General features: G+C 50.6%; 10 protein-coding genes. 4 read left to right on the top strand and 6 right to left on the bottom strand.

Going from position 1 to position 12845, the window contains the following annotated elements; translation table 11 throughout:
- Positions 1-280: 280 nt before the first annotated feature.
- Complete coding sequence (locus AC5FXQ_RS14435) at positions 281-2791, bottom strand: S9 family peptidase (RefSeq protein WP_493603131.1); 2511 nt, start codon at positions 2789-2791, stop codon at positions 281-283.
- A 185-nt stretch (positions 2792-2976) separates the two neighbouring features.
- Here AC5FXQ_RS14435 and AC5FXQ_RS14430 point away from each other — a divergent pair, with 185 nt between their 5' ends.
- The 3 genes from AC5FXQ_RS14430 to atpC all read left to right on the top strand — a co-directional run bounded on the left by AC5FXQ_RS14430 (position 2977) and on the right by atpC (position 5539).
- Positions 2977-3429 (top strand): hypothetical protein, encoded by a 453-nt coding sequence (locus AC5FXQ_RS14430; protein ID WP_493603130.1) that lies wholly within the window; start codon positions 2977-2979, stop codon positions 3427-3429.
- Between the two features lie 266 nt (positions 3430-3695).
- Positions 3696-5201 carry a F0F1 ATP synthase subunit beta gene (atpD, locus tag AC5FXQ_RS14425; RefSeq protein WP_493603129.1) on the top strand — a complete coding sequence of 502 codons (1506 nt, stop codon included), beginning with the start codon at positions 3696-3698 and terminating at the stop codon, positions 5199-5201.
- Between the two features lie 92 nt (positions 5202-5293).
- The gene (atpC, locus tag AC5FXQ_RS14420) at positions 5294-5539 is read left to right on the top strand and encodes an ATP synthase F1 subunit epsilon (protein WP_493603128.1); all 246 of its coding nucleotides are present in this window, start codon (positions 5294-5296) and stop codon (positions 5537-5539) included.
- A gap of 99 nt (positions 5540-5638) precedes the next feature.
- Here the strand turns inward: atpC and AC5FXQ_RS14415 are convergent, their stop codons facing one another.
- The 5 genes from AC5FXQ_RS14415 to AC5FXQ_RS14395 all read right to left on the bottom strand — a co-directional run bounded on the left by AC5FXQ_RS14415 (position 5639) and on the right by AC5FXQ_RS14395 (position 11388).
- Entirely contained in the window at positions 5639-6181 is a 543-nt protein-coding gene (locus AC5FXQ_RS14415) for a hypothetical protein (protein WP_493603127.1), read from the bottom strand.
- 30 nt (positions 6182-6211) lie between these two features.
- On the bottom strand, positions 6212-7819 hold the full coding sequence (locus AC5FXQ_RS14410) for a serine hydrolase (protein ID WP_493603126.1): 1608 nt from the start codon (positions 7817-7819) through the stop codon (positions 6212-6214).
- A gap of 25 nt (positions 7820-7844) precedes the next feature.
- Complete coding sequence (locus AC5FXQ_RS14405; RefSeq protein WP_493603125.1) at positions 7845-8192, bottom strand: hypothetical protein; 348 nt, start codon at positions 8190-8192, stop codon at positions 7845-7847.
- A 208-nt stretch (positions 8193-8400) separates the two neighbouring features.
- Complete coding sequence (locus tag AC5FXQ_RS14400; protein WP_493603124.1) at positions 8401-9468, bottom strand: 2Fe-2S iron-sulfur cluster-binding protein; 1068 nt, start codon at positions 9466-9468, stop codon at positions 8401-8403.
- 30 nt (positions 9469-9498) lie between these two features.
- Complete coding sequence (locus AC5FXQ_RS14395) at positions 9499-11388, bottom strand: glycoside hydrolase family 13 protein (protein ID WP_493603123.1); 1890 nt, start codon at positions 11386-11388, stop codon at positions 9499-9501.
- 270 nt (positions 11389-11658) lie between these two features.
- Between AC5FXQ_RS14395 and AC5FXQ_RS14390 the strand changes: the two genes are divergently transcribed.
- Positions 11659-12792: a trans-sulfuration enzyme family protein gene (locus AC5FXQ_RS14390; protein ID WP_493603122.1), complete on the top strand. Its 1134-nt coding sequence runs from the start codon at positions 11659-11661 to the stop codon at positions 12790-12792.
- Positions 12793-12845: the final 53 nt, after the last annotated feature.

Here is a 12845-nt window from a genome sequence, read left to right as displayed (position 1 = left end):
TTAAATAAGATTACGCTTACAATTATGTTTAAATTTTTAGCCTTCCGCTTATTCCGGGCCATCTGGGCTCAGATTCTTTAAATTTAAGAAACACTCTAAAAATACCAGGCCATCTCCGCCATGCACCGTTTGTCAGCAAGCCGCGCATAGCGGAGATGGCTTTTTAATTGCATTTGCATTAGGTATAGCTCTATGCCTGTCGCAGGTATAGCCTGGTAACAAAACAGCCGCAGTGAGCATCATCTCACTGCGGCTGTTCTGTGTTTAGAGGTTTTATACGCTATTCTTCATCAGGGGCTGCGACAAATCCATTTCGCCGCTTGTTGCCCACGTTTTCAATCTCGCGGTTAATCTCCTTGATGTCCACTGGCTGCGAAAAGTCGCCGAGCAGGTGCTTGGTGAAGTAATCGCCCATCATCCAGAAGAAATATTCGGTCATATCGCCGAAGCCGTGGCGCTGGCCTGGTAGCAGTACAAAGTCAAAACGCTTGTTGGCTTTGATCAGCGCATTGGCCATGCGGATGGTGCCGGCCGGGTGCACGTTATTGTCTACGTCGCCGGTTGCCAGCATCAGGTGTCCCTTCAGGTTTTGAGCCAGGTCCGGGTTTTTCTCGATGGCATACACGAAGGTAGTGTCACCTTTTGGCGTCACCACTTCTTTCACGCCATGGTGTTTTTCACTCCACCAGCGGTTGTAGATGTTGTTTTCGTGGTTACCGGCTCCCGATACCGCTACCTTGAAGAAGTCAGGGTATACGAGCATAGCTGCAGTAGACATAAAGCCACCACCGGAGTGTCCTGTTATACCTACACGGTCGATGTCGATGAAGCGGTGACGGTCTGCCAGCTGCTCAATGGCGGCTTTCTTGTCGGCCAGGCCGTAGTCGCGCAGGTTGCCGTAGCCGAAGGTGTGGTACCACTTAGAGCGGGCCGGGTGACCACCACGGTTACCTACTGTGACTACCACAAAGCCGAGTTGCGCCAGGCGATCAATGCGGTCCATGCTGCGGCCGAATGACTTGTTTACAGCCTCTGTCTGCGGACCCGGGTATACATAGGCGATGATCGGGTAAGTCTTGGTAGAGTCGAAGTCGAAAGGCTTGTACATCACACCATAGATGTCGGTAATGCCATCGTCAGCCTTCACCATGAACGGCTCCGGGAATTTATAGCCGGTCGTCATCAGGCGGCTCAGGTCAGCTTTCTCCAGGTCCATCACCTTGCGGCCTTTTGTGTCATACAGCGCTGATACCGGTACGGTGTTCACGCGCGATGCCGTATTCACAAAGTAGGTATTGTTGTCGTTCAGGCTGATGTTGTTGTCGAAATTGCCTTTGTTTAGGAGCGTCATGCCGCTGCCGTCGAAGTTGATGCGGTAAAGGTGCATCAGGTATGGGTCTTCGCCGTCTTCACGACCATTGGCTGTGAAGTAAAGCACGCGGTTTTTCTCGTCTATACCTACCAGATCCTCGGCATGGAAAGAGCCGCTTGTGATACGGTTTTTCAGGTTGCCTTTGCCGTCGTACAGGTAGAAGTGGCCCCAGCCATCGCGCTCAGACCAGTGGATGATCTCGTTGCCACCCTTTACCAGGCCAATGCGGTTCATGTCGATGTAGGTGTTGAAGCGCTCTTCGATAACAGGAGTTACTTTGCCCGAAGCGATGTCCAGCTCACACACGTCGATCTTTTTCAGGTCGCGGCTGGTGCGGGTGAAGTATAGCTTGTCTTTGGTGCCGTGCCACAGGTTAGGGCGGTGCTCATCGTCACGCTGCTTCTGCAAGGCTGGTGCCGACCACAGCGACAGCTCCTGGTCTTTGAAGGCTGCCGTGTTGATGCGTTTCTGCGTTTTGTTGGCAAAGTCAAAGACCAGCAGCTCTCTTTTTGGAGCCTCTTTCTCGCCTGGCATCTGATACTTGTAAGTTTCCAGTGCTGGGCGACCATTGGCGGTGTGGTGCAGCACCCACAGGTCCTTTACCTTGCGTTCGTCGGTGCGGATCATGGCAAATTGCCTGGAGTCCGGTGACCAGAGGATGAAGGCTGGCTTGCGGTTCTTCTTGTTCTTCTCGCGCTCTACGTTCGTTTCGCCACGGGAGTCGCCGTAGGTATAGTACTCTACACCATCCTTTGTGAGCTGGTGCTCTACAATGGTGGAGTCTTTCTCGTTCTTCAGTGCCTTCTCGTAGTTGGCGCGGTCCATCCAGTAGAGGTTGTGCTCTTTGGCGAATATCACTACCTGCTGGTCAGGTGAGATAGAGGCCCAGCGTGGCTTGGACTTCGGTTTTTCAAAGTCTTTCAGCTCCACTACCTGACCGGTAGCCAGGTTATAGCGGAAGTAAAATGTCTTTTTCTCGAGTGAATCAGCGGCTTTTTTGTCCAGGCGGTCTTTCTTCACCTGATCGATCGAGCTCTTGATCTCGAACTGCACGCTTTTCTCGTCTTCAGTGAACTTCAGGTTTTTGATAGGCAGGTGCTGCGCATCAAAAGGGTCCTGCACGATCATGGTCACGGCAGAGGCTACTTTGGCATTGTCAAAGAGCTGCTTTTTAGATTTGGTAGCCGGATCCACGATGTACCAGTTCTTGCCATTGCTGGTTTCGTACTCGTACCAGAAGCGGTCGGAGTTTTTGAGCCAGTGCGGGTCGAGGTTGGTGGTGAAAATAAGTTTCTCCAGCTTTTTGGGTGAGAAGCGGGAAGCAAGCTGGTAATTCCCCTTGGTCGGCGTACCAGACGGCTGTGCCTGTACACTGATGCCCGCTATCAGCAGCATAGCGAGAAGGTAAATTTTCTTCATGAAAAGGTTAGTTTGGTTGAATAGATCAGGTGAACAGGTATAAGCCGCTCGGTAGGTATAGACATTCAGAAAGCAAGATGGTTTAAATCATGTTATCAGAAAAATATCGTATCTGATTGAATGCATTTGGAATGCAACCTTTTGGCTTTTTTTGGGATCAACCAATTAAACCATAGGACCATGTTATGAAACGCTTCCTGATTTTCGTTGTGCTGCTTAATCTTCTTTTTTCCTGTGCGAAAGAAGATCTAGGTGCAATTAATGCATACCTGGGGCAGGAGGTCAGGCTCAGGGAGGGGCAGTCGGCCCTGTATAACAACAGTGGATTTGATGCTGCACCCATTGTTAAGCTGAAAGTAGAAGACGTGCGTGACAGCCGGTGCCCGAGCGATGTGGTTTGTATTACTTATGGCAGCGTGAAAGTAAACTTGATAATAGGTATAGGAAATGACAGAGGCGAAACTCTCACGTTGTGCCAGGGGAACTGTGCTGGTGGAAGCCAACCTGAAGATGAGGCAGTAGTCAGGCTGGGGGCTGCACTTTATAAAGTAAGGCTGCTGGGAGTGAGCCCACTGCCAAATACAAAGGACAAATTAGGTCAGGTAAAGGAGGTACAGCTGGTGTTAGAGCGCAATTGAAATTTTAATTAAGAGCTTTGTTGGAGTAAAGAAGAGGTAACTAATACGATGGTTCCCGGAAGGCATAGTGCTGCGATTGGCGCAGGGCTGTGCCTTTTTGTATACAAGAGCCGTGCCTTCCTGTGGAAGATCGAGAGAAGAGGGCTATACTTTGATTTTGAGTAAGTTAAAACTTTTTGGGGTGTTGTGTGGAATTGTCCCTTTTATACATTAGTTTTGCGCCTTGAAATAACTCCGTTATACAGTTAATCAATATAAAAAGTCAAATGGCGAATATTGGCAGAATTACCCAGGTTATCGGTCCGGTTGTGGACGTTAGCTTTGCGGGTGAAAACGCAAAATTACCAAACATCCTCGATGCGCTTGAGGTAATTAAAGAAAACGGCCAACGCATCGTGCTAGAGGTGCAGCAGCACCTTGGCGAAGATCGTGTACGTACCATTGCGATGGACTCCAGCGAAGGCCTTACCCGTGGTGCACAGGTAACTGACCTGGGCGGCCCAATCACGATGCCTACTGGCAATGCTATCAATGGTCGTCTTTTCAACGTAATTGGCGAAGCGATCGATGGTATTCCTCAGCCTGCTACTACTACGCGTCTGCCAATTCACCGCGCTGCGCCGCGTTTCGAAGAACTGGCAACGTCTTCTGAAATCCTTTATACTGGTATCAAAGTAATCGACCTGCTGGCCCCTTATGTAAAAGGTGGTAAAATTGGTCTTTTTGGTGGTGCCGGTGTAGGTAAAACGGTATTGATCATGGAGCTGGTAAACAACATTGCCAAGGCCTACTCAGGCCTGTCTGTGTTTGCCGGTGTAGGTGAGCGTACCCGCGAAGGAAATGACTTGCTTCGTGAATTCCTGGAATCCGACATTATCCGTTACGGTGCAGAGTTTAAGCACTCGATGGAAGCTGGCGGATGGGACCTGACGAAAGTGGACATGGCCGAGCTGGAGAAATCGCAGGCAACGCTGGTGTTCGGTCAGATGAACGAGCCTCCTGGGGCACGTGCACGTGTGGCCCTGTCTGGTCTAACTATCGCTGAAAACTTCCGTGACGGTGACGGTACCGGCGCTGGTCGTGACATCCTGTTCTTTATCGACAACATCTTCCGCTTCACGCAGGCGGGTTCTGAGGTATCGGCACTTCTTGGTCGTATGCCGTCAGCGGTAGGTTACCAGCCAACGCTGGCAACGGAGATGGGTGCCATGCAAGAGCGTATCACGTCAACTAAGCGTGGTTCCATTACATCTGTACAGGCCGTTTACGTACCTGCGGATGACTTGACTGACCCGGCTCCAGCAACAACGTTTGCTCACTTGGACGCTACTACAGTACTTTCTCGTAAGATTGCCGAGCTTGGTATCTACCCTGCGGTGGATCCACTGGACTCTACTTCACGCATCCTTTCTGCCGACGTATTGGGCGAAGACCACTACGGTACAGCGCAGCGTGTGAAAGAGATCCTGCAGCGCTACAAAGAACTTCAGGACATCATCGCCATCTTGGGTATGGACGAACTTTCTGAAGAAGATAAGCAGGTTGTACACAGAGCGCGCCGTGTGCAGCGTTTCCTGTCTCAGCCGTTCCACGTAGCAGAGCAGTTCACTGGTCTTGCTGGTGTGCTTGTAGACATCAAAGACACCATCCGTGGCTTCAACGAGATCATGGACGGTAAGTACGATCACCTGCCTGAGGCGGCCTTCAACCTGGTTGGTACCATTGAAGACGCCGTAGCGAAAGGTGAGAAGATGATGGCCGAAGCAAAATAGACTTCTTAGTTAAAAGTTAAGAGTTGAAAGTTAAGAGTTGGTTTTCCAGCGGTGACTTTTAACTCTTAACTCTAAACTCTCAACTAATAAAGATGTATTTAGAGATAATCACACCAGATAAGAAGGTTTTTGCCGGTGAGGTAGAGGCTGCTCAGTTTCCAGGCACAAACGGTTCGTTTGAAGTACTGGACTCGCACGCTCCCCTTATCAGCACCCTCGAAAATGGCAGAATCCGTATCACTACCGCACAAGGACAAACGTTCTATACCGTGGATGGTGGTGTGGTAGAAGTGCTGAACAACAAGATCATCGTGTTGGCTGAGTCAGCTACCGAGTAGTACAGCACCCGCTAAAACATTAAAAAGCCCCTTCTGTTCGGCAAGAGCAGAAGGGGCTTTTAGTTTCTTCGTGGCGCAGTAGAGATCCTGTCTGCTTAATTAAAAAGCTGCACCTATTCCAAGGTATAAGGTTTCTGGATAGCCGGCGCCACACCGGAACAGGAAGCGGCTGGTAGGCTTTTGGAACCTGTAACCCGCTGTGCCAACAGCCCTGATATGGATGTAGTTTGATTTTGGTGGCTGCGGCTCGCCAAGGTATTCGTTTATGTCTTTTGCATTGTCATAGGCGCTTACGTCGACCATGCGGGCCAGCCCAAAATTAAGCTCAAAATGGCTATTTTTCTTACCTGTCATGGTGCCAAGCATCAGCGACTGGTACGGTCCCCCTGATGACCAGACACCCCAGCCTCCAACACCAACTTTTGCCCAAAAACCCTGAAGCGAACCCTCCTTGCCGGACAGGAGCATCCGCTCGTAGTGCAGGTTGTAAGCACCCATCAGCCCAACAGTACCAACAGTCGCAAGTATGGCATTCTTCCGGTAGCTTTCCGGGGCTTCAGTGATAGCCTGCCCTTGTGCATAGGTATGGGAGCAAAGCAGGAAAGCAGCTCCGATGGTCAGGTAAACGCTTCTTCCGGTCATGATGATAGCAGGTATGAGGTATAGCTGAGCCTATTTTCTGATTGGAGCTGCCGAGCTTTGCGGCACAACCTGTACTCTTTTGAGGTCCAGGTCGTGGAAGTCATAGCTGAAGTCGGTGAGCGGAGAGACGGCTTTCATGTTAATGCCTGAGAGCCTGCCTTCCTTGTCAGGCACATACACCAAAAAGGCATCGGCCTCGAAGCTGCGGTCGGTCCATTTCACGACAAAAGTATTGTCTTTGTAGTAGAGCATTTCACCCTGCAGCCTCGGCGACCGGAGTGATTTGAAGTATAGCCTGTTCTTCTGCTTGTAGATTTCCACATGGCCGAACCACTTATCTTCAAAAGTGCCCACATGGTTGTCAAAAGTTACTTTTGATTTCTTCTCTTTCAGCACTTTATTCACATCGCCCCAGATCTTGTCGGTGTATGCCGTGGCCTCTGCCATATACACGTCCTCTTCCTGCTTCAGCTCCGCTACCCAGTCATGTGCTTCCATGCCCAGGTAAGCCTGCTTAATGGTATTGGTGATGGAGCGGAAGGCCTGTCCATTTTGCTGGTTAGTGAGTACAATAATGCCCAAGTTTAGCTCTGGCAGCATGGTTACCTGGCTTACCATACCTGGCAGGCCACCTGTGTGGCTCACTTCTTTGTGTCCTTTTACATCACTCAGGAACCAGCCAAGGCCGTAAGAGCGGAAGTGGGTGTTAAAAGGACTTTTGCCATGGTAAGGTATAATGGTTTGCGGCGTCCACTGCTCCCGGATTACCTTCTGTGTGAGCAGTCGCTGCTTGAGGTCGTCGCCATACCTGCCATCGTTCATCAGCATGATTAGCCACTTGCTCAGGTCGTGCACGCTGGTGTACATACCTCCGGCTGCGGCACCAAAGGGCAGGTTGTAGCGGTCGATTATTTTCAGTTTACCCTCCACCACAGCGTGGGCTTCGATAGTATTGCTCAGGTCGCGGAGTCGGTCGTAGCTGGCTGCGCTGCGGGCCATACCCAGCGGCTGCAATATGCGCTTTTCGGTGAATTCTGACCAACTGTTGCCTGTTACACGAGCCACTACTTCACCGGCTATGATGTAAAGCAGGTTGTCATAGTCATATTTTGACCTGAAATCGGATACCGGTCTCAGGTATTGTATGTTGCGGATCAGGTCGTTCACCGTGAAGTCGTTGCCATCGGGGAACATCATCAGGTCTCCGGCCCCCAGGCCCAAGCCACTGCGGTGGGTGAGGAGGTCCCGGATGGTGAACTCCTCCGTTACGTAGTCGTTGTAAAGTCGGAACTCAGGTATGTACTTCACCACCTTGTCGTCCCACTTGATCTTGCCTTCCTCAACCAGCAAACCCAGCGATGCCGCCGTGAAGGCCTTGGTGTTGGATGCTACACCGAATAGGGTATGCTCGTTTGTTTTTTCGCCGGTGCTGATCGAGTTTACGCCGTAGCCTTTCATGTGCACTACTTTGCCATCCTTTACCACGGCCACGGCTATACCGGGCACCTGAAAGGCGTTCATCGCCCGCTCCACCACCTGGTCGATTTCCTGCGAAGAGATGGACTGTGCTTGGAGGGGAAGCACTGAGCTCAGCCAAAGGAGAGCAAAGACAAGAAGTATAGGAGTAGATTTTTTCATGATCATCAAGAGTCGGCTGAAGAGGTTATGGTTTTCTGACAGGCATCGGGAAGGCTACCGTGGAGTCGGGTTTCAGGGCCAGTATATGAAACTGGATAGTAGAGTCAGGCACCAGGATAGGCATGGTGAACTTTGGCTCATTGCCTTTTGCTGTGTCAGCGTTTTTTGAAGGAGACTTTGGAAACAGGCTATACCTGCTGCCTGGCTTTTCAAATGGATTAAGCTTGCTCGTGGAGGAGTCTTTACCAAAGTAATCTAGCTCCAGTTTGTTGTTGAGCGGTTTAAGGCGCAGCTGTGGGCGGTATAAATCCTGTGCCTGTGCTGATAAGGATAAGAGCACCAGACCGGCAATAGCGGTGATTGTTTTCATCATTTGTGCAGTTGAGTGTTACTGTTTTAAGAATAAACTGGCCTGTGATGCCTATTTGCCAGGTTTCTATACCTGAAGATGCTTCAAGCCCGGAATCAAAAGCGGTGAGAGGCTAGCAGACTAAGCCTGTCTAAATATAGCTAAATCTTTATTCGATTTATAAAACAAACTACACTTTTTAGAAGATATTGTAGGACTAGGGAATGTTGAGCTACAACACCTCCAACTCCACATCTCCGCCTACCGGAAAGCCTACACAAGTGAGGGTCATACCTTTCTCGATATCTCGGTCAGTGAGCACCTCGTTGTATGACATCCATACCTTGCCCTTCAGCACCCTGGCCAGGCAACTGCCGCACTTTCCTGTTTCGCAGCTGTAGGGCATGGCTATACCTGCCTGGCGGGCACTCTGGATAATGTTGTTGGGGTAGCGTGAAATGATCTGGTGCGTGCCGCCGCCGATATGCAACGTGACATTATGGGCAGCAGTGTCAGGTGGCATCAGTTTAGCGGGTCTGCGGATGTCGGTGTTGAAGATCTCTTTGCGGATGTTGCTCTCCGGAATACCGAACTGTCGCAGCGCAAAAGACATCAGACGCATGTAGTTGTCAGGTCCGCAGATGTAGAAAAGCAGCTCATCATGAGGCGCCCTCGAAAGTGAGCTTATGAAACGCTGGAGCAGGTCTTTATGCAGTCGTGCCCGGCTTAGATCAGGGGAATTGCTAAAGATAAACTCCGCATGAAACCTGTCCGGGAAGTCAGTAGTCAACTGCTGCAGGGGTTTTAAGAACATAGCTCTCTCTGGAAAGCTATTGCTGTAAAGCAGCACGGCCGATAAATCCGGACGAGCATGCAGCAGCGTTTTGAGCAGCGAGTAGACGGGCGTAATGCCACTGCCGGCTGCCAGAAAGAAAAGCTGCTTATTGTCTGTGCCTTCATCCGGTAAGGTAAACAGCCCTGCCGCTCCTGTTGTGATTAGCTTATCTCCAACCCGGGCATTGTCCACCAGCATGCGCGAGAACAAGCCATTCTCGATGCGTTTCACCCCAATCTGGAGCGGCTCCTGCAACACAGGGGAGGAGGTGATGGAATAAGACCGACGCACTTCACCATGTGGGCCGTGGTGCACCAGCGTCAGGTACTGGCCGGCTTTGTAGGGCAGGGGCCGGTTATCCGCTGACTGTAGGGTAAAGATCTTCACGCCGGGCACTTCTTCCCTGATGTCGGTGATGGTAAGGGTATGGTAGGGCGTTGTCATGTCTGTTACCAGTTTGTGCATGTGATGTGGTATCTGTTAATGAGGAATCTTCTAAGGGCAGTTTGCTAGTATAAGTCCCCATTTACCAGCAACCGTTATTTTATCTCCTTGTTTAAATTCCTTTGAACTCAGCAGGTCCTTAAAACATTTTTCCGTCAGTTCCGGCAATGCGATCTCTGCTTTTTGGGAGCTATTATTGATAACTACGATGATATTTTCGCCTTCGTGAGTACGCTCAAATACCAACAGATCTTTTTCATCATCGGACAGCAAAGTCTTGTAAGTACCGGACTGCAGCGCAGGGTTGTCCCTTCTTATATGGATCAGCTTTTTATAATGTTCAAATAAAGACTGATTAATCTCCACTTTGTCTGGGGCATGGGTAGATCCATCGGCGTTGTAGACTTCATCTTCATACTGTATATCTGGCCAGATCATGGGCTTTCGAGAGTCGGGGTCGTTGCCACCCCACATGCCTACCTCGTCGCCGTAATATACCATGGGAGCGCCCACATAGGTCATCTGCATGATTACAAAAAGCTTTTGCAGCTCAATGTCCTCTGGCTTGGGCTTGCGGGTGGAGTAGTTGGGGTTGTTCAGTGCAACAGAGGTGTTAAAGTACTTGCCCCAGTCTCTGAAATTGCCAACTCCGCGATTCACGATATGGGAACCGATTCTGTTGGAGTCATGACTTCCGAACAGGTTTTGGGAAACATAGGCTACCCCGGGCGGGTATAGCTCTCGCAGCGCCTTTAATTTATTGTCAAATTCAGTGGCCGAGATGCGCATGGTGTCCGGGTTGAAGAAGAACTCAGCCGAGGCAAAAGCAAAGTTGTAGTTCATCTCTCCGTCAAACTCATCTCCCTGCATATAGGGCTTCACTTTGTCCGGCGTATCCACGATCTCAGCGGTCATGTAGGCTTTCGGATTAATGGAGCGGACATGCTTTCGCCACTTCTTCCAGAAAGGGTGCCCCACGCAAAAAGCTACATCCAATCTCCAGCCATCAATGCCATTTTCTATACCTTCTCCTTTGGGGTTCATCCAGCGTTCTGTGGCGTTAAAAATGTACTGCCGAGGGCCTTCTACTATACCTGTACTGTCTTCCCGCAACTCGGGTAGTGATTTCACCCCAAACCAGCCTTCGTAGTCGAAGGTGGTGCCTTTCTGAGGATCGTCCCAGGATTTGATGATGAACCAATCCTTGTAAGGGGAGTTCTGCTGATTCTTGACCACGTCCTGAAAAGCAAAGCTATTGTAGCCCAGGTGGTTAAACACCCCGTCGAAGATGATTCTCATGTCACGCTTATGCGCCTCTTTGATCAGCTTTAGGGCCAGTTCATCAGCGCTGGTCCATACCCAGGTAGATGGATCCAAGGGGTTTTCGGTTGCAATCAGTTTTCGGTCACCTTCAGGGTCAGGACCAAAGTTTGGGTCGATGTGGTGGTAGCTCTCTCCATCGTATTTGTGCAGGGAGGGAGCCTGAAAAACAGGATTCAGGTAGATGGCCGTGATGCCTAGGTCCTGCAGGTAATCCAGTTTGTCGATGATACCTTGCAGGTCGCCGCCGTAGCGCCGCCGGAGCAGGTGCTTCCACATTTCAGGTTCGCCGTTCTGCTTCTCATAGGCCTGCAACTGGTACCAATCGCTTCCCCAGGGGTGTACCTGCCATGCTTTTGGCGGTTCCTTGGGGTCTGCCCCCAGGATAGTGGCTACGGTTGGGTTGTTGCTTTTGTCGCCGTCCCGGAAGCGCTCCGGGAAAATCTGATACCAAACGACTGTTTTCGCCCACTGCGGTACAAATTCAGCAGTTCCTTCTGTTGCTGGAGCAGTAGCAGTCGGTGTAGATTGTTGAGCGGGCTGCTTACAAGCCGGACTTAGGAGTAAAAGCAGCAGCCCCAGTTTTAGAAGTTTGCTCTTGCCTGAAAGTCGTGATTTCATGACGATGGTTTTTGTAATTGTATCGGTTTGGATAAACCAGTATTGGGTTACTAAATTATATATAACTCGATTGTTGGTGAAGGGAGATGGTTTTCCATTCTTTTAACTTTTGCCTGGCCCCTTGCTGCATGGAGGGTTATACCTGTTGTTTTAAGTTTTAGGTACAACATTGCTTGTATTTGGGCTTTCTGACGGGCACTTATGCTATACCTGCACAATATATAGAAATTAACTTCTTAACTTAAAGGCCGGTTTTATTTATACCTGACCATGGCACAGATCCACCCGAAAACCACACCCATCTACCAGACTTCGGTGTTCACGTTTGAAGACCTGAACGACCTGGAGCTATACTTTGAGCAGCCGGACCAGAAGTACATGTACACCCGCTACGGCAACCCCAACTCCGACGAGCTTGCCGAGGAGGTGAACAAACTGGAGGAAGGAGCAGGGGCTGTGGCCACCTCTTCGGGTATGTCGGCCATCCTGACGGCGGTGCTTACCTATTGCCAGTCAGGCGACCACCTACTGTGTGCAGAGGAGATCTACGGTGGTTCAGCAGCCTTGCTATCGCAGGAACTTACCCGTATGGGTATAGCGGTGAGCTATGTGCCGAGTGAGGAGCTCTATACCTTGGACGGGTATGTAAAGGAGAATACAAAGCTATTGTTGGCAGAGACCATGAGCAATCCACTGCTACAGGTGGTGGATCTACAGCGCCTCTCAGCCGAAACCAAGCGGAAAGGTATAAAGCTGCTCATCGACAATACTTTTGCCACACCCGTTATTACCAAGCCGCTCCACCTGGGTGCTGACATGGTGATCCACAGTGTGACCAAATACTTGTCTGGACACAGTGACGTGACGGCGGGTGTAGTAGTGGCGGGCAAAGCAGAAGACATGGAGCGCAGCAAGCAGATCATGCGGGTGTATGGCCTCAACCTGAGCCCATTTGAGAGCTGGTTGGCTGCCCGTGGCCTGAAAACGTTGCATGTACGCATGAAGCAGCACTGCTTTAATGCGATGGCAGTAGCCGAGTTCTTATGCCGCCACCCTAAGGTGAAGCAGGTATGGTACCCAGGACTGCCGCAGCACCCGCAACACAAACTGTCTAAGGGGCAAGGGTGCGGCATGTTTGGAGGTATGCTTTCTTTCCGCCTCGAAGATGACCTGGAAACGGTTAATAGCTTTATGAAGGCGCTGCAGCACATTCCGTTTGCCCCATCGCTGGCAGGTGTAAGCAGCTCCATTTCACACCCGCTCCGCACCTCTCACCGCAGCCTAAGCCCGGATCAGCAACAGAAACTGGGTATCACGCTGGGAGTGATCCGCCTGTCGGTAGGCATAGAAGAAACAGTAGAACTGCTGGCCGATCTGGCGCAGGCGCTGGAGAAAACGAAATGAGTTTGGGAGTTTAAGAATTTAGGAGTTTAAGAGTCAGAAAGTCTGGGAGGAAG

The organism is Pontibacter sp. LHS1 (assembly GCF_058932855.1).
The sequence above is the reverse complement of the archived record's forward strand: the minus strand, read 5'-3'. Positions and strand labels throughout refer to the sequence as shown.

Excerpts from the sequence above, each read along its gene's own strand:
- AC5FXQ_RS14435 (WP_493603131.1), bottom strand. The coding sequence starts at position 2,791 with ATGAAGAAAATTTACCTTCTCGCTATGCTGCTGATAGCGGGCATCAGT.
- AC5FXQ_RS14430 (WP_493603130.1), top strand. The coding sequence starts at position 2,977 with ATGAAACGCTTCCTGATTTTCGTTGTGCTGCTTAATCTTCTTTTTTCC.
- atpD (WP_493603129.1), top strand. The coding sequence starts at position 3,696 with ATGGCGAATATTGGCAGAATTACCCAGGTTATCGGTCCGGTTGTGGAC.
- atpC (WP_493603128.1), top strand. The coding sequence starts at position 5,294 with ATGTATTTAGAGATAATCACACCAGATAAGAAGGTTTTTGCCGGTGAG.
- AC5FXQ_RS14415 (WP_493603127.1), bottom strand. The coding sequence starts at position 6,181 with ATGACCGGAAGAAGCGTTTACCTGACCATCGGAGCTGCTTTCCTGCTT.
- AC5FXQ_RS14410 (WP_493603126.1), bottom strand. The coding sequence starts at position 7,819 with ATGAAAAAATCTACTCCTATACTTCTTGTCTTTGCTCTCCTTTGGCTG.
- AC5FXQ_RS14405 (WP_493603125.1), bottom strand. The coding sequence starts at position 8,192 with ATGATGAAAACAATCACCGCTATTGCCGGTCTGGTGCTCTTATCCTTA.
- AC5FXQ_RS14400 (WP_493603124.1), bottom strand. The coding sequence starts at position 9,468 with ATGCACAAACTGGTAACAGACATGACAACGCCCTACCATACCCTTACC.
- AC5FXQ_RS14395 (WP_493603123.1), bottom strand. The coding sequence starts at position 11,388 with ATGAAATCACGACTTTCAGGCAAGAGCAAACTTCTAAAACTGGGGCTG.
- AC5FXQ_RS14390 (WP_493603122.1), top strand. The coding sequence starts at position 11,659 with ATGGCACAGATCCACCCGAAAACCACACCCATCTACCAGACTTCGGTG.